Source organism: Hamadaea sp. NPDC051192, assembly GCF_040682475.1.
In the GTDB taxonomy this organism is placed as follows: Bacteria; Actinomycetota; Actinomycetes; order Mycobacteriales; family Micromonosporaceae; genus Hamadaea; species Hamadaea flava.
The window spans coordinates 1-16,286 of sequence record NZ_JBFBAZ010000159.1; the positions used below are offsets into that span (position 1 = coordinate 1).

At 70.9% G+C, this 16,286-nt stretch carries 13 protein-coding genes and 2 pseudogenes; 6 read left to right on the plus strand and 9 right to left on the minus strand.

The features are described 5' to 3' along the window. Nucleotides 1-188 precede the first annotated feature (188 nt). Together AB0M47_RS36995 and AB0M47_RS37000 are read right to left on the minus strand one after the other, a co-directional pair. Nucleotides 189-503: an AzlD domain-containing protein gene (locus AB0M47_RS36995; protein ID WP_363422504.1), complete on the minus strand. Its 315-nt coding sequence runs from the start codon at nt 501-503 to the stop codon at nt 189-191. Further along, on the minus strand, nt 500-1,192 hold the full coding sequence (locus tag AB0M47_RS37000) for an AzlC family ABC transporter permease (RefSeq protein ID WP_363422506.1): 693 nt from the start codon (nt 1,190-1,192) through the stop codon (nt 500-502). Before AB0M47_RS37000 ends, AB0M47_RS36995 begins: the two co-directional genes overlap by 4 nt. 64 nt (nt 1,193-1,256) lie before the next feature. Between AB0M47_RS37000 and AB0M47_RS37005 the strand changes: the two genes are divergently transcribed. Then, nucleotides 1,257-1,811 carry an XRE family transcriptional regulator gene (locus tag AB0M47_RS37005; protein WP_253752083.1) on the plus strand — a complete coding sequence of 185 codons (555 nt, stop codon included), beginning with the start codon at nt 1,257-1,259 and terminating at the stop codon, nt 1,809-1,811. Nucleotides 1,812-1,817: 6 nt separating this feature from the next. On the opposite strand, the gene AB0M47_RS37010 is transcribed toward AB0M47_RS37005, so the two are convergent. Both AB0M47_RS37010 and aspS read right to left on the minus strand, forming a co-directional pair. Next, on the minus strand, nt 1,818-2,639 hold the full coding sequence (locus AB0M47_RS37010; protein ID WP_363422508.1) for a sugar nucleotide-binding protein: 822 nt from the start codon (nt 2,637-2,639) through the stop codon (nt 1,818-1,820). Further along, complete coding sequence (aspS, locus tag AB0M47_RS37015; RefSeq protein WP_363422509.1) at nt 2,636-4,399, minus strand: aspartate--tRNA ligase; 1,764 nt, start codon at nt 4,397-4,399, stop codon at nt 2,636-2,638. The genes AB0M47_RS37010 and aspS overlap by 4 nt, the downstream gene beginning before the upstream one ends. A 161-nt stretch (nt 4,400-4,560) precedes the next feature. Between aspS and AB0M47_RS37020 the strand changes: the two genes are divergently transcribed. The 3 genes and pseudogenes from AB0M47_RS37020 to AB0M47_RS37030 form a co-directional block, all read left to right on the plus strand. Further along, entirely contained in the window at nt 4,561-5,451 is an 891-nt protein-coding gene (locus AB0M47_RS37020; protein ID WP_363422511.1) for a lytic polysaccharide monooxygenase, read from the plus strand. 217 nt (nt 5,452-5,668) lie between these two features. Further along, nucleotides 5,669-6,370 carry a response regulator transcription factor gene (locus AB0M47_RS37025; protein ID WP_363422513.1) on the plus strand — a complete coding sequence of 234 codons (702 nt, stop codon included), beginning with the start codon at nt 5,669-5,671 and terminating at the stop codon, nt 6,368-6,370. A 212-nt stretch (nt 6,371-6,582) separates the two neighbouring features. Continuing rightward, a pseudogene (locus AB0M47_RS37030) lies at nt 6,583-7,194 on the plus strand (HAMP domain-containing sensor histidine kinase); the annotation flags it as partial. Between the two features lie 79 nt (nt 7,195-7,273). Here the strand turns inward: AB0M47_RS37030 and AB0M47_RS37035 are convergent. From AB0M47_RS37035 to AB0M47_RS37045, 3 genes are read right to left on the minus strand one after another with little or no spacing between them, the layout of a single operon-like run. Beyond that, nucleotides 7,274-8,770, minus strand: a complete 1,497-nt coding sequence (locus AB0M47_RS37035; protein WP_363422515.1) for a glycoside hydrolase family 3 N-terminal domain-containing protein — start codon at nt 8,768-8,770, stop codon at nt 7,274-7,276. A 47-nt stretch (nt 8,771-8,817) separates the two neighbouring features. Then, nucleotides 8,818-10,155, minus strand: a complete 1,338-nt coding sequence (hisS, locus tag AB0M47_RS37040; protein WP_363422516.1) for a histidine--tRNA ligase — start codon at nt 10,153-10,155, stop codon at nt 8,818-8,820. 25 nt (nt 10,156-10,180) lie between these two features. Continuing rightward, a complete protein-coding gene (locus AB0M47_RS37045; protein ID WP_363422518.1) occupies nt 10,181-10,867 on the minus strand; it encodes an MBL fold metallo-hydrolase in 687 nt (228 codons plus the stop codon). 181 nt (nt 10,868-11,048) lie between these two features. Between AB0M47_RS37045 and AB0M47_RS37050 the strand changes: the two genes are divergently transcribed. Both AB0M47_RS37050 and AB0M47_RS37055 read left to right on the plus strand, forming a co-directional pair. Next, nucleotides 11,049-11,975: a peptidylprolyl isomerase gene (locus AB0M47_RS37050; protein ID WP_363422520.1), complete on the plus strand. Its 927-nt coding sequence runs from the start codon at nt 11,049-11,051 to the stop codon at nt 11,973-11,975. 46 nt (nt 11,976-12,021) lie between these two features. Continuing rightward, nucleotides 12,022-12,864 carry a peptidylprolyl isomerase gene (locus AB0M47_RS37055; RefSeq protein WP_363422522.1) on the plus strand — a complete coding sequence of 281 codons (843 nt, stop codon included), beginning with the start codon at nt 12,022-12,024 and terminating at the stop codon, nt 12,862-12,864. Nucleotides 12,865-12,924: 60 nt separating this feature from the next. Here AB0M47_RS37055 and AB0M47_RS37060 read toward each other — a convergent pair. Further along, a pseudogene (locus tag AB0M47_RS37060) lies at nt 12,925-15,186 on the minus strand (bifunctional (p)ppGpp synthetase/guanosine-3',5'-bis(diphosphate) 3'-pyrophosphohydrolase); the annotation flags it as partial. A gap of 323 nt (nt 15,187-15,509) precedes the next feature. Beyond that, the gene (locus tag AB0M47_RS37065; protein WP_363422523.1) at nt 15,510-16,082 is read right to left on the minus strand and encodes an adenine phosphoribosyltransferase; all 573 of its coding nucleotides are present in this window, start codon (nt 16,080-16,082) and stop codon (nt 15,510-15,512) included. Nucleotides 16,083-16,286 lie beyond the last annotated feature (204 nt).

The following is a 16,286-nucleotide window of genomic DNA, read 5'->3' on the forward strand; positions in this document are numbered from 1 at the left end:
TAGCCCTCGCCAAGCTCAACCTAGGCGGATACCAAATCAAGCTCCCCGACCGCTCGTGACCCACACAAGCAGCCGGAGAGCCCAAGATTCGACCCGGATCCGTGATCCGCTGCCCAACGGGAGGTCCCGAACCGGGCGAGCGAGGTGAGCCGGCGGGCGGGTGAGCGGAGCGAGGAGGGCGAGCGGGCTTAGGGGAGGCCGGCAAGGCGCAGCAGCGCCGCAGTAGCGGCGGCGGCCACGACGACCACGGCGAACGGCATACGCCGCCAGGCCAGGAGCGCGCCGACGGCCACCCCGGCCGGCCGGGCGACGCCGAGCGCGAGATGCCCGGCGTCGGTGAACACGGCGGTCGCCACCAACGCGGCGAGAAGTGTCGTCGCCGCTACCGGCAGCAGATCGCGCAGCCAGTCCGGGAGGGTGAGGCGGCCGCGCAGCAGGACGCCGGACAGGCGGATGGCGTACGTGCCGGCGGCCAGGACCAGGAGAACCACGATGTATTTCATTCCGAGGCCCCCTGTAGCGAGAAGCGGCGGACGATGCCTGCTGCGACTCCGAGCAGCGCGGCGAGCACCGGGAGTCCGGCGGGCAGCAGCGGCGTCGCCGCGACCGCGATGACGGCCCCGAGCGCCGCACACGTCCGGGTCGTCCGGTCGCGCATCGCGGGAAGGATCAGGGCCAGCAGACCGGCTGGGAAGGCCGCGTCGAGGCCGTAGACGTTGGGGTCGCCGACCGCGCCGCCGACGAGGACTCCGGCGATGACGCCGAGGTTCCAGGTGACGAACAGGGTCGAGCCGACCAGCCAGTACGCCTGCCGCCGCCGGTGCTCGTCGTCCTGGGCCAGGGCGAACGCGGTGTTCTCGTCGATCAGCACGTGCGCGCCGAGCAGCTTCAGCGGCAGCCGGTCGCTGATGGCCCCGCCGATCGCCAGGCCGAACGGCAGGTGCCGGACGTTGACCAGCAGCCCGCCGAGGATCGCGGCGACCGGGTTCCCGGCCGCGAGCATGCCGACGGCGAGGAACTGCGACCCACCCGCGAAGATCAGCAGTGACATCGCGGTGGGCAGCCATTTCGGCATTCCCTCGGCGACGCTGATCGCGCCGAAGGAGATGCCGATCATCGCGGCGGCCGCCCCGATCGCGAGCGCGTCCCGGAGCAGGCCGCGATCGAGGGGCGTTCGATCTGGCGTACGCATGTTTAGAATATCGAACACGCGACCGCTGTTCGTCAAATCGAACGATACGACCTATGGAGCGAACATGACCGACGGGCCACCGCTCGACGTCATCGCCGCCGCGCTCCGGCGCGAACGGGACCGGCTCGGCCTCAGCCTGAGCGAAGTCGCCAAGCGGGCCGGGGTCGCCAAGTCCACGCTCTCCCAGCTGGAGTCCGGCCAGGGCAACCCGAGCGTGGAGACGCTCTGGTCCTTGGCGGTCGCGTTGGAGGTGCCGTTCAGCCGCCTCATCGAACCCGGCCCCACCGGCGTACGCGTGGTGCGGCGGGGCGAGGGGGTCGCGTACCCGAGCAGCCAGGCCGACTTCACCGGCACCCTGCTCAGCTCCGGCCCCCGGCACGTGACCCGGGACATCTACGTCCTGCACGTCGAGCCCGGTGCGGAACGGCACGCCGAGGCGCACATCCCGGGAACGGTCGAACACATGGTGGTCTGCGGCGGCCGGCTGCGTACCGGGCCGGAGGAGAACCTGGTCGACCTCGGACCCGGCGACTACGCGTCCTTCCCCGGCGACGCCGACCACGGCTATGAGGCCCTGGAACCCGGTACCTGGGCGGTGCTCGTCATGGAGCACCGATAGCCCCGCCTACCCGGCGAGCACCTCGGAGACCGGCCGGATCTGGACCTTGAGCAGGGTCGCCGCGCGCGACGAGTCGAGCTTGACGTCCAGCGGCCCGGCGTTGGGCACCCGCGTGGCCTTGCCCGTCGGCACCAGTCGCGGCGACAGCCCGTGGCGCAGCGCGATCAGCTTGCCGAGCTGCGCCCGGCTCACCGCCTGCGGCCCGGCGACGTTGAGCACTCCGGCGTAGTCGTTGCCGACCAGCTCCAGCAACGCCGCCGCGAGCTCGGCGCCGTCGATCGGGCAGCGCACCTGGTCGGTGAACAGCCGGCCCTCGGACCGCCGATGGATCAGGTCGAGCGCCAGCCGGACCTGCGGCGACGTCTCGTCCCCCAGGATCAGCGAGGTACGCACGATCGCCGCCGACGGGTCGATCGCCGCGACCGCCGTCTCCGCCGCCGCCTTCGCCGCGCCGTACGGGGTGATCGGGCTCGGGTCGTCGTCCTCCGTGTACGCCTCCGGCCGACCCGCGTGCAGGGCGTCGCTGGACACGTGGACCAGCCGCGCCCCGACGGCGGCCGCCGCGGTCGCCACGTGGGCCGCGCCTGTCGCCGTCGGCCCCCACGACCAGCGGTCGTAACACGTGTTGATCACCGCGTCCGGGCGTACCAACTGGACGAGAGTGTGGACCGCGAACGGCTCCCGGACGTCGAGGCGCGACCAGTCGTGCAGCTCGCTGGGTTTGTCGGGGCGGGCGTGCGTGCCGGTGACCTCGGCGCCGGCGGCCAGCGCGAGACGGGCCACCTCGCTCCCGAGGTGGCCCGACGCTCCGATGACCAGCAGCCTCACGCGGCGGGCGCCTTCGGCTTGAAGTCCACCCCCGCCTCGGCGCGCTGCTGCGCGGTGATGGGCGTGGGCGCGCCGGTCAGCGGGTCGTAACCGTTGCCGGTCTTGGGGAACGCGATGACTTCGCGGATCGAGTCCGCGCCCGCGAGCAGCATGCAGACGCGGTCCCAGCCCAGCGCGATCCCGCCGTGCGGCGGCGGGCCGTACGCGAACGCGTCGAGCAGGAAGCCGAACTTGTCGCGCTGCTCCTGCTCGGAGATGCCGAGCAAAGTGAACACGCGCTCCTGCACGTCGCTGCGGTGGATACGGATCGAGCCGCCGCCGATCTCGTTGCCATTGCAGACGATGTCGTACGCGTACGCCAGCGCGTGCTCGGGGTCGTCGTCGAACTTGTCGATCCACTCGGCGTTCGGCGAGGTGAACGGGTGGTGCAGCGCGGTCCAGCCGATCTGCTTGGTGTCGTCCTTGTCGTCGTAGACCGGCTCGAACATCGGCGCGTCGACGATCCAGCAGAACGCCCAGGCGTCCGGGTCGATCAGGTTGGCCCGCTTGCCGATCTCCAGCCGGGCCGCGCCCAGAAGTTCCTGCGTACGCCGCTTCTCGCCGGCGCCGAAGAACACCGCGTCGCCCGGCTTCGCGCCGACGGCGTCGGCCAGCCCGGCCAGGTGCGCCTCGGACAGGTTCTTCGCGACCGGGCCCTTCGGTTCGCCGGTCTCGGCGTCGAGCAGCAGGTACGCCAGGCCCTTCGCGCCACGCGACTTGGCCCAGTCCTGCCAGCCGTCGAGTTCCTTGCGCGTCTGGCTCGCCCCGCCCGGCATGACGACCGCACCCACGTACGCGGCCTGGAACACCCGGAACTCGGTGCCCTGGAAGTAGCCGGTGAGATCGGTCAGCTCGCTGCCGAACCGCAGGTCGGGCTTGTCGGAGCCGTAGCGGTCCATCGCCTCGCCGAACGGGATGCGCCGGATCGGGGTCGGGATGTCGTAGCCGGCCAGCTCGCTCCACAGCTTGCTCACCACCGCCTCGGCGAGGTCGATGACGTCGTCCTGGGTCACGAACGACATCTCGATGTCGAGCTGGGTGAACTCCGGCTGCCGGTCGGCCCGGAAGTCCTCGTCCCGGTAGCACCGGGCGATCTGGTAGTAGCGCTCCATCCCGGCCACCATCAGCAGCTGCTTGAACAGCTGCGGGGACTGCGGCAGCGCGTACCAGGAGCCGGGCTGCAGGCGTACCGGAACCAGGAAGTCGCGCGCGCCCTCGGGAGTGGACCGGGTCAGCGTCGGCGTCTCGATCTCGTGGAAGTCCCGGGCGTGCAGGATCTCGCGGGCGATCTGGTTGGCCCGCGACCGCAGCTTCATGGCCTTCGCCGGGCCGGGCCGCCGCAGGTCGAGGTAGCGGTGCCGGATCCGGATGTCGTCGTTGGCCTCGACGTGGTCGTCGATCGGGAACGGCAGCGGCGCGGCGGTCGACAGCACCTCCAGGTCGCTGACGATCACCTCGATCGCGCCGGTGGGAAGCTCAGGGTTTTCGTTACCGGCGGGCCGCTCGCTCACCGTGCCGGTGACCTTGACGCAGAACTCGTTCCGCAACGCGTGCGCCTGGTCGCTCTCACGGAACACGATTTGCGCGATGCCAGAGTCGTCGCGCAGGTCGATGAAGGTCACCCCGCCGTGATCACGGCGCCGGGCCACCCAGCCCGCGAGCGTCACCACCTCACCGACGTGCGTCGGGCGCAGGGTGCCGGCGTTATGGGTGCGGATCACGGTGGCTCCTTCACGGACTGCAACAGCTGCCTTGTCATTCTTCCATCCAGCCGCGTCGGGTTCGTCCCGGGGAGTCGATAACCTGAAATCCACCTCAAGCTGCCCCGAACTCCGGCTTTGCCGCCTTTCTCCGGCCGGGGCGAGCCCTGAGGCTGCTGGGTATGACCCGAAAGCTCCTCGCCCTCGCCGGCGTACTCGCCGCGGTCCCGATCCTGCTTCCCGCGCCCGCGTACGCCCACGGCACGATGCAGACCCCGGTCAGCCGCGCGTACACGTGCTACCGGGACAACCCCGAGTCGCCCAGCCTGCCGGTCTGCCGCGCAGTCGTGGCCACCGGCGGCACCCAGCCGCTCTACGACTGGATGGAGGTGAACATCGCCGCCGCCGCGGGGCGGCATCGTGAGCTGATCCCGGACGGCAAGCTGTGCAGCGCGGGCCGGGACAAGTACCGGGGGCTCGACCTCTCCCGCGCGGACTGGCCGGCGACCTCCCTCACGGCGGGCAAGAGCTACGTGTTCACCTTCGCCGCGACCGCTCCGCACAAGGGCGCGTTCGAGCTGTACCTGACCAAGCCGGGCTACTCACCGGCCAAGGCTCTCGCCTGGTCGGACCTGCGCACCACGCCCATCGCCAAGATCACCGACCCAGCCCTCGTCAACGGCGGCTACCAGATCCCGGTCATGCTGCCCGCGGACGCCACCGGCCGGGCCATCGTCTACGCGATCTGGCAGCGCTCGGACAGCCCGGAAGCCTTCTACTCCTGCTCCGACGTGCAGTTCGCCGGCGGCTCCACACCATCGCCCGCGCCGCCGTCGCCGTCCCGCTCCGCGGTTCCGTCACCGTCCGCGTCGACTGCCGAACCATCCCCCACTGGTACGCCGTGTGCCGTCGTGCAGCAGGACACTTCGCTCGCCGCCGCCTCTTCGTCCACCCCGGACGGCTGGCGGTCCGGCCCGATCGCGCTCAGCGCCCTCGCCGGGATGTTCCTGGGCGGCCTGATGCTCACCGGCGCACGCCGGGTGTACGCCGGAGTCCACCGCCGCCGCCACTGACCCCTCCCGTCCTTTGCGCGCCGTCCTTCCCGCGCCGTCCTTCCCGCGCCGGATCAGGGTTCTGGGTCGAATCTTGGGCGAAGATTCGACCCGGAACCGTGATCCAGTCCCGTTCGGCCCTCCGCGTGGTGAGCCCGGACCGGGTTCCAACGCCGGGGAGCCTCTTGGGCGAGCCGCCAGGAGTGCAGTCAGTGGGGCGCCGCCTTAAGGTGCTGCCATGCCTCTCGTGCTCGCCGTCGAGGACGACGCGACCGTCCGCGCCGCGCTCAGCGAGGCCCTCACGAGCGCGGGGTACGCCGTCCGCGCGGTCGGCACCGCGCTGGAATGCCTGCACGAGACCACGAAGAGCGCACCCGACCTGGTGATCCTCGATCTTGGACTGCCCGACATGGACGGCGCTCAGGTGCTGCGCATGATCCGGGCGGTCAGCCGCGTACCGGTGATCGTGGCGACCGCCCGGCGCGGCGAACTCGACACGATCCGCCTTCTCAACGCGGGCGCGGACGACTACGTGACCAAGCCGTTCTCGGCCGCTCACCTGATCGCCCGGGTCGGCGCGGTCCTGCGGCGTACGCGCCCGGTGGACGATCCGCAGCCGGTCGCCACCCCGGCGATCGAGGTCGGGCCGATGCGGCTCGATCCCGACACCCGTCAGGCCACACTGGACGGTCGACCGCTGGTGCTGACCCGCAAGGAGTACGACATCCTCGCGTACCTGGCGCGGCGGCCGTCGCGCGTGGTCACCCGGCGGGAGCTGTTCACCGAGGTCTGGCAGCAGCCGTTCGTCGGCGCCGATCAGACGCTGGACGTGCACCTGTCGTGGCTGCGCCGCAAACTCGGCGAGACGGCCGCCCAGCCCCGCCTGCTGCGGACGGTACGCGGCGTCGGCGTGATCTTCGGCCCGGCGGAGGGCGGATGAGGTCTCCGCTGGTCGCGGCCGCCGTCGCCGTCGCGACCGCATGCGTCCTGGCGTTCGGCATCCCGCTGGCGGCCCTGAGCGTCCGGCTCGCCGGCTCGGCCGCCGTCCCGGCGCTCGCCGTGATCCTGGCGGTCGCCGTGCTGCTGATCGGGGTGGCGGCGTACCTCGGGCGGCGGCTGGGGCTGCGCTACGTCGAGGCGGCTGCGGAACACGTCGACGCCGAACGGGAACTGGCCGCCGACCTGTCGCATCGGCTGCGTACGCCGTTGACCGCGTTGCGGCTGGACGCCGACTCGCTGCCGGACGGGCCCGCCCGTGCCCGGATGCGGGCCGCGATCGAGGCGCTGGACAGCGAGATCGACGCGATCATCACCGCCGCGCGTACGCCGGTCACCGAACGGGCCGCGCAGGCGACCGACCTCGTCGAGGTGGTGGCCGACCGGCTGGCCTTCTGGGCGGTGCTCGCCGAGGATCACGGCCGACCCTGGGAGGTCGTCGGCGGCGACGAGCCCGTGTATGTGGACGTGCCCGCTCCCGAGCTGATCGGCGCGGTCGACGCCTTGATCGGCAACGTCTTCCAGCACACCGCGCAGGGCACGGCGTTCCGCCTCACCGTCGGCCCGGCCGGGTTGGTCGTGGACGACGCCGGGGACGGCATCGCGGACGTGCCCGCAGCGCTGCGCCGGGGCGCCAGCGGGGCTGGATCGACCGGGCTGGGGCTGGACATCGTCCGCCGGGTGGCCTCGCTCGCCGGTGGCTCGCTCGCCATCGCCCGCAGCGACCTGGGCGGCGCGCGCGTCACCCTCTCCCTGCCTCCCCGTTAGGCGCAGATCACGGTTGCGCATGCCTCCGGTGCGTGGAGAGGCCTGCGTAACCGTGATCTGCAAGGAGTGGAGCGGACGGTCAGCGGGCGCCGGTCAGCACCTCCGCCGCCGCCCGGCCGCACACCGGGGCCGAGCCGAAGGTGGCGACGTGCATCGAGCCGACCGGTTCCCCGCCCGGCACGCCCATCTCGACCACGTACGCGTCCGGCCGCTCGGCCAACGCCGTACGCAGTGCCGTGGACAGCCAGTCGTGCCGGTGCGCGTCGCGGACGACCAGGACGAGCGGGCGGCCCGACGCCGCCTGCAGAGCCGCCGGGAGGCCGCCGTTGCGGGCGGCTGCCGCATCGAGACGCTCCACTGTGGTCCCCGGCAGGATCTCGGCGAGCGGTCCCCCGACGCCCCACGGCGTGGCGGCGTCGACGGCGAGGTTGACCGAGGTGGTGAACTCCACGACGTGGGCCGGTTTCATCAGCGGCTCCGCGGTCGCGGTCTTCCACGTGCGTACCGCGCGACGGGCCGCCTCCAGGCCCGGCTGCCCGCCACCCGTGCGCCACCGGGCGGCGGCTTCCTGGCGGGCGGTCGCCTGCGCCGCCGACCACGAGGCGAGGGCGGCGACGCGGCCGGCCGCCTCGGCGAGCCGTTGCTCAGACAGCGTTCCGTCGTGGACCGCCTGCACGAGCGCGTCCCGCAGCAGGATCGCGGTCGCCTCGTCGGCGGTCTCACCACCCACGCACACGGCGTCCACGCCGGCCGCGATCGCGCGTACGACGGCTCCGGCCAGCCCGTACTGCGCCTTGATCGGAGCCATCTCGATGCCGTCGGTGACGACCAGACCCGTGAAGCCCAGCTCGATGCGGAGCAGGTCCATCACGGGCGCGCTCAATGTCGCGGGCACCGCCGGGTCCAGGGCCGGGAGCAGGACGTGCGCCGTCATGATGGACTGCGTACCGGCCTCGATCGCGGCCCGAAAGGGGGCCAGCTCCAGGCGAGCCAGCCGCTCGCGGTCGGCGTGCACGATCGGCAGGCCGTGGTGGGAGTCCACATCGGTGTCCCCGTGCCCCGGGAAGTGCTTGGCGCAGGCGGCCACTCCGCTGGACTGCAGCCCGCGTACCCAGGCGGCGGTGTGGCGGGAGACCAGATCCGGGTCGGCGCCGAACGAGCGCACCCCGATGACGGGGTTGTCCGGATTGTTGTTGACGTCCGCGGTGGGCGCGTAGTTCAACGTGATCCCGGCGGCGGCGAGCTGGTCGCCGATGTCGGCCGCGACGGACGCCGTCAGCTCCGGGTCGTCGGCCGCGCCCAGCGCGTGATTACCCGGCCGCGTGCTGCCGCTGCCGATCTCTATCCGCGTGACGTCGCCGGACTCCTCGTCGAGGGCGATCACTACGGCGGGATTGTGTGCGCGCACCGCGGCGCTGAGGGCGGCGAGCTGGTCGAGGTCGACGATGTTGCGCCCGAACAGCGCCACCCCGCCGAGACCCTCATCCAGCCGCCGCCTCAGCCATTCCGGCGGTGTCACACCGACGAACCCGGGCTGAAGCACCCCGTCCGCCCAGATACGAACCTGGTCTGCCATGCAAGGCAGACTAATCTTTAGGTTTCTTTATTGTAAGTAGGCTGCCGTCATACGATCGGTCCGGAAACCGTCGGATACCGATCCTCCGCGGGCGGGTTCCAGGTCAGCGCTTCGGCCGCGATCTGGTCGCCGGAGCGGATGTCCTTCACGGAGTCGCCGCCCGGCCCGCTGAACCAGACGAACGGGATGCCCCGCCTTTCGGCGTACCGGATCTGCTTGCCGAACTTGGCCGCGGACGGCGACACCTCCACCGCGATGCCGCGGGCCCGCAGCGAGGCCGCGGTCCGCATGGCCGCGGCCCGGTCCTCGTCGGCCGTCAACGCGATCAGCACACACGTCGGTACGCCACGCGAAGCGCTGAGCGCGTTCTTTCCGAAGAGGACACCGAGCAGCCGGGACAGCCCGATGGAGATGCCCACCCCGGGGTAACGCTCGTCGCCGGAGCTGGCCAGGTTGTCGTAGCGGCCGCCGGAGCAGACCGAGCCGATGCTCTCGTAGCCGGCCAGCTGGGTCTCGTAGACCGTGCCGGTGTAGTAGTCGAGACCGCGCGCGATCTTCAGCTCGGCCCGGCACAGGCCCGGCGAGTGCGCGGCGGCCGTCTCGACCACCGCGACCAGTTCGGCCAGGCCCTCGTCGAGCAGCGGATCGGTGACCCCGAGCTTGAGCACCTGCTCGGCGAACGAGCCGTCCTCGGCGGAGATCTCGGCCAGCGCTAGGCAGGCGCTCGCCTGCGCCTCGCTGACTCCCCCAGCGACCAGTTCCCGCAGTACGCCCTTCGGCCCGATCTTGTCGAGCTTGTCGACGATCCGCATGGTCTCCATCGGGTCGGCGAGCCCGAGACCCCGGTAGAAACCCTCCAGGATCTTGCGGTTGTTCACCTGGATGGTCGCCTTGGGCAGCGGCAGCTCGGCGAAGACGTCCCCGATCACCAGCGGGATCTCGGCCTCGTAGTGCGCCGGCAGGGTGTCACGGTCGACGATGTCGATGTCGCACTGATAGAACTCGCGGTACCGGCCCTCCTGCGGCCGTTCGCCCCGCCAGACCTTCTGGATCTGGTAACGGCGGAACGGGAACTGGAGCTTGCCCGCGTTCTCCAGCACGTAACGGGCGAACGGGACGGTCAGGTCGAAGTGCAGCCCCAGCTGGGCGTCGCCGGCGCCGCGCGGCTCCTCGGCGTCGGCCTGCAGCCGGCGCAGCAGGTAGACCTCCTTGGAGGTCTCGCCCTTGCTGAGCAGGGTCTCCAGCGGCTCGACCGCGCGGGTCTCGAGGGACGCGAAGCCGTGCAGCTCGAAGACGCGCCGGATGCGGTCCAGGAAGTACTGCTCGACGACTCGGTTGGCCGGCGACCACTCGGGGAAGCCGGACAGCGGCGTGATCTTGCTCATTTCTCGCAAAGCTCCTGTCGAAGTCTTAGAAGCCGCGTTTCGGTGCGCTCAGACCGGCATCCCGGAGGTAGGGATTGGTGGCGCGCTCGCGGCCGATGGTCGTGGCGGGGCCGTGGCCGGGCAGCACAACTGTGGCGTCGTCGAGCGGCAGGACCTTCTCCCGCAGGCTCGCCCACATCTGCTCCATGCTGCCGCCCGGCAGGTCGGTGCGCCCGATCGAGCCGGCGAACAGGACATCACCGCTGAAGCACACGGGTTCGTCCGCACTCTGACTCCGGAACATCACCGACCCGCCGGTATGGCCCGGCGCATGGTCGACGGCGATCTCCAAGCCGGCGATCTTGAGCAGCTGGCCGTCGGCCAGTTCGGCCACCTCGTCGGGCTCGCTCCAGGGCAGCCCGCCGAGCAGCTTGTTCACGTCCATCGAACTCAGGGCCTTGCCCGGGTCCTCGAGCATGTACCGGTCGTCCGAGTGCAGGTACGCCGGAACGCCCTTGGCGCCGCAGACCGGCGTCACGGAGAAGGTGTGGTCGAGGTGCCCGTGGGTCAGCAGAACCGCCACCGGGCGCAGCCGATGCTCGGCGAGAAGATCGTCGAGCCGGTCGACCACACCGATGCCGGGGTCGATGACGACGCACTCCTCGCCGGGCCCAGGAGCCACGACGTAACAGTTGGTGCCGAAGACGTCCGACGGGAAACCCGCGACGAGCACTGGCCCCACCTCTCTACACTCAGCCGTTTGTCCAGAGCCTATCTGGCACGACACAGCGACTTTCCGTACACTCGCACGGACTGTGCGGGACGTGGCGTGGCACACTCCGGTACGAAACCGCTGATTCACCCTGAAATTGGTCCACCCCGACAACGGCGTAGAGACAGGGAGGGGAGCTCTCGTGGCTTCCAGCAAGACCCGTGCGCGGAAACTGGCCCGCGCCAAGCTCAACCGGCAACTCGCCCGCGAAGCCGAGTCGCAGCGGCGCGGTCGCCAGGTCCGGGCCGGTGTAGCCGTGGGTCTCGCCGTACTCCTCGTCGGTGTCGGAACAGCCTGGCTGCTCGGCGCGTTCGACAAGGACAAGACCCCCGCCGCACAGACCCAGTGTGAGTGGACCAAGCAGGACACCTCCGCCAACGCCGATCTGGTGGACAAGGGCGTGCCGACGACCTCCGGGCTGGCCGACACCGGCACCGCCACGATGACTGTGGCGCTGGGCACGGGCACGGTCACGGCGGCGCTGGACCGGGCCGGGGCGACCTGCGGCTCGGCGAGCCTGCGGTACCTCGCCGACCAGAACTTCTTCAACGGCACCGCCTGCCACGCGCTGACCCACACCGACGCCGAGGGGTACGCCCTCGCCTGCGGCGACCCGTCCGGCAAGGGCACCGGCGGGGCGGCGTACACGTTCTTCTCGGAGCAGCCGGCCCCGGACGCCACCGCGAGCGCGGCTCCGTCCGCGGCCGCCAGCGCCTCCGCGGCGCCCGCCTCCCTGCGCTTCTACCAGGCCGGGACTGTTGTGATGGAGCCGGCCGTCAGCGGCAGCCAGTTCCGGATCTTCTACAAGGACTCGACGGTCGACTCCGCGGTGCACAACTACTCCGTGGTCGGTCAGGTCAGCTCCGGGCTGAACGTGATCGAGGCCATCGCCAAGGCCGGGACCGTCGCCAACGACACCGGCGCCGACGTGAAGCCCAAGACCGAGGTCAAGATCCAGACGCTGACGGTGGCCGACACCCAGCCGACCACCGAGCCCACCGGCTCGGCCGCGCCGACCGAGTCGGCGGCGCCGACCGGCTCCGCGTCGCCGTCCGCGACCGCCAGCTAGCCTTTTACCAGCGAGAATCCACCCGACCCGCACGGAGGAAAGTCCCATGACGTCCACGAGGGAGCGCCAGCGCGCGGCGGCCCGCGCTCGGCTGGAGCGCGAGATGACCACCCGCGCCGAGGGAGCCCGCAAGCGCCGGCAGCGCAACGCGTACATCGGAGCGGGTCTGGCGGTGCTGATTCTCATCGGCGGCGGCACCTGGCTGGGCGTCAGCGTGTTTGGCAAAGACAAGAAGACCGACACTCCGGCGGCGGCCCCGTCCGGGTGCCAGTGGCTGCCCGACACCGACACGGCGTCGAACCCGAACCTCAAGGAGGTCGGTACGCCGGCCACCGACGTGCCGAAGTCGGGCAAGCAGCTGCTGACGCTGAACACCACGCAGGGCAAGATCGAGATCGAGATGAACGTGACCGACGCGCCGTGCACCACGGCCGCGATCGCGTACCTGACCGGTCAGAAGTTCTTCGACAACAGCAAGTGCCACCGGATGGTGACCGAAGGCTTCAAGATCCTCCAGTGCGGTGACCCGTCCGCCACCGGCTCCGGCGGCCCGACGTTCAAGTACGCCGAGGAGAACCTGCCGACCGGCCAGAACCCGGCGTACGAGCGCGGTGTCGTCGCGATGGCCAAGACGCAGAGCCCCAGCTCGACCGGCAGCCAGTTCTTCCTGGTCGACGCGGACATCCCGCTGTCGGACGGGCAGACCACGCAGGGTCTGACCGCCGACTACACGGTGCTCGGCAAGATCGTCACCGGCCTCGACGTCCTGGACAAGGTCATCAAGGCGGGCGCGGTCGGCGAGGACGGCAAGACGGCGGCCGGCGACGGCAAGCCCAAGCTGGAAGTGAAGATCACCTCGGCGACGGTCGGCGCGGTCCAGGCTTCCTGACGCTCACCGAAAGGGCCGCCCTCCTGAAGGAGGGCGGCCCTTTCGCTGTGCTGAGACGGATCAGGCGCCCGAGGTCACCCGGTACGCGTCGAAGACCCCGTCGACCTTGCGGACGGCGTTCAGCAGGTGGCCCAGGTGCTTCGGGTCGGCCATCTCGAAGCTGAACCGGCTGACCGCCACCCGGTCCCGGGTGGTGGTGACGACGGCGGAGAGGATGTTGACCCGCTCCTCCGACAGCGCCTTGGTGACGTCGGCGAGCAGCCGCTGCCGGTCCAGCGCCTCGACCTGGATCGCGACCAGGAACGTCGACCCCGCCCGCGGCTTCCAGGTGACCTGGACGATCCGCTCCGGCTGGGCCTGCAGATCCTCGGCGTTCGCGCAGTCGTTGCGGTGCACCGAAACCCCGCCGGACCGGGTGACGAAGCCGAAGACGTCGTCGCCGGGCACCGGGGTGCAGCAGCGGGCCAGTTTGATCCAGACGTCGCTGACGCCGACCACCACCACGCCCGGGTCCTGACTGGACTGACGGGCGCGCGACGGGCGCGTGGGCACGGCCTGCTCGGCCATGTCCTCGATCGAGCCCTCTTCACCGCCGTACGAGGTCACCAGGCGCGCCACGATGGACTGCGCCGAGACTTGGCTCTCCCCGATCGCCGCGTACAACGAGGCGACGTCCGGCAGGTTCAGTTCGCGGGCGATCGCCATCAGGGCCTCGGCGGTGAGCATCCGCTTGAGCGGCAGGCCTTCCCGGCGCAGCGACCGGTTGAGCTGCTCCTTGCCCTGCTCGATCGCCTCGTCCCGGCGCTCCTTCTTGAAGTACTGCCGGATCTTCGTCCGCGCCCGCGGCGACTTGACGAAGCCCAGCCAGTCCTGCGTCGGACCGGCGGTCTCCGACTTCGAGGTGAAGATCTCCACCACGTCGCCGTTGGACAGCACCGACTCCAGCGGCACCAGCTTGCTGTTGACCCGAGCGCCGATGCACCGGTGGCCGACGTCGGTGTGCACCGCGTACGCGAAGTCGACCGGGGTCGACCCTACCGGCAGCGCCCGCACGTCGCCCTTCGGCGTGAAGACGTAGACCTCCTGGCTCGACAGGTCGAACCGCAGCGCGTCGAGGAACTCCGACGGGTCGCTGGCCTCCCGCTGCCAGTCCAGCAGCTGCCGCAGCCAGGTCATCTCGTCGATGTGGGCCGGCGGGCCGACGATCGTCGCGGCCTTGTTCTCCTTGTACTTCCAGTGCGCGGCGATGCCGTACTCCGCGGTGCGGTGCATGGCGTTGGTCCGGATCTGCATCTCCACCGGCTTGCCGGTGGGGCCGATGACCGTCGTGTGCAGCGACTGGTACATGTTGAACTTCGGCATCGCGATGTAGTCCTTGAACCGGCCCGGGACAGGCTGCCAGTTCGCGTGGATCACCCCGAGCGCCGCGTAGCAGTCGCGCACCGTCTCGACCAGGATGCGGACGCCGACCAGGTCGTAGATGTCGTTGAAGTCGCGACCCCGGACGATCATCTTCTGATACACCGAGTAGAGGTGCTTCGGCCGCCCGGTGACCTCCGCCTTGATCTTCGACGTCCGCAGGTCGCCCTGCACCTTGTTGGTGACCTGCCGCAGCAGCGCCTCCCGCTGCGGCTGGTGCTCGTCGATCAGGCGCTTGATCTCGTGGAACCGCTTGGGGAACAGCTGCTCGAAGGCGAGGTCCTCCAGCTCCCACTTGATCGTGTTCATGCCGAGCCGGTGCGCCAGCGGCGCCAGGATCTCCAGCGTCTCCTTCGCCTTCTGCTCACGCTTGGGCGCGGGCAGGAAGTTGAGCGTACGCATGTTGTGCAGCCGGTCGGCCAGCTTGATCACCAGCACCCGCGGGTCCTTGGCGGTGGCCACGACCATCTTGCGGATCGTCTCCGCCTTCGCCGCGTCGCCCAGCTTGACCTTGTCGAGCTTGGTGACCCCGTCGACCAGCAGCGCCACGCTCTCGCCGAAGTCGGCGCGCACCTGATCCAGCGTGTAGGCGGTGTCCTCGATCGTGTCGTGCAGCAGCGCCGCGACCAGGGTGGTGGTGTCCATGCCGAGCCCGGCCAGCACCCCGGCGACCGCCAGCGGGTGCGTGATGTAGGGATCGCCGGACTTGCGGTACTGCCCGCTGTGCCACCGGTCGGCCGTCTCGTACGCCTGCTGCAGCAGCCGGATGTCCGCCTTCGGATGCCACTTGCGGTGCTCCGCGATCAGCGGCGCCAGCTCCTCCGCCACCAGCGTCGACTGCCAGGGCGCGTTGAATCGCGACAGGCGGGCGCGTACGCGCCGACCTGACGGGGTCCCGGTGAGAATGCTCATCGGGTTCGTCTGCGTCGCCGGGGCGCCCTCAACGGGCTCGAGAGCGCTCTGCGCCTCCTCGCCCGGCGGCACGGTCGCCGTCCGGCCGGGCGCGCCCGCACGGTGCAGGGGGAGGACGTTGTCCTTCTCGCCACCCTGCTCCGGAGCCCTCACGGCGTCGACTGGATCCATGGACACCAGGCCGCTCCTCACACCTCGTCAGGCGCCGCCGCCACTCGACGATCCCCTCGCGAGGAGACCATCTTACCCAGCGGACGGACCACTAACAGGTGTCAGAACACCCGGGCGGCCCTCGGCAATCCCTGCGACGGACGTCACACTGTCCAAAGGGCGTGCACCGGCCGCCCCGGCAGGCGCTTGCGCCCCTCCAGGAACGCCAGCTCCATCAGCACCGTGAAGCCGACGACCACGCCGCCGGCCCGCTCGACCAGATCCAGCGTCGCCTCCGCTGTCCCACCGGTGGCCAGCACATCGTCGACGACCAGGACGCGCTGACCGGCCACGAAGGCCCCCTCGGAGACCTCCAGGACGGCCTGGCCGTATTCGAGGTCGTAGGCGGCCGAATGAGCCACCCGGGGCAGCTTGCCGGCCTTCCGGACGGCCACCACGCCCACCCGTGCGGCGTACGCGACGGCGGCGGCGATCACGAAGCCCCGGGCCTCCACGCCGACCACGGTGTCGAACGCGAGCGTGCCGTCGTCGTCCGTGTAGTGCTCGACGATCGAGTCGATCACCGCGTGGAACGTCTTCCCGTCGGCGAACAGCGGCGTGAGGTCCTTGAACTGGATCCCCGGCTTCGGGAAGTCGGCCACGTTCACCACGCCGCCGGCGACCAGCGCCGCCGTCTCGGGGCCGTTGTCGCCCCGGTGCTCCACGATCTCCGTCACGGGCTCCACTCTAGGGGGTGACCCGGAAGCGGCGAACGCCCACCTTGCCAGCCGGCCAGGTGGGCGTTCGCGGATGAGCTGCGCTAGCGGCGCTTGGGCGCTCCCGGGCGGACGGCCTTACCGCCGCCGCTGCCCGACTTGCCCCCAGCGGGCTTGCGACCGGCCGGACGCGCGCCCGGACGCGGTGCGGCGGTGCCGCCGCCC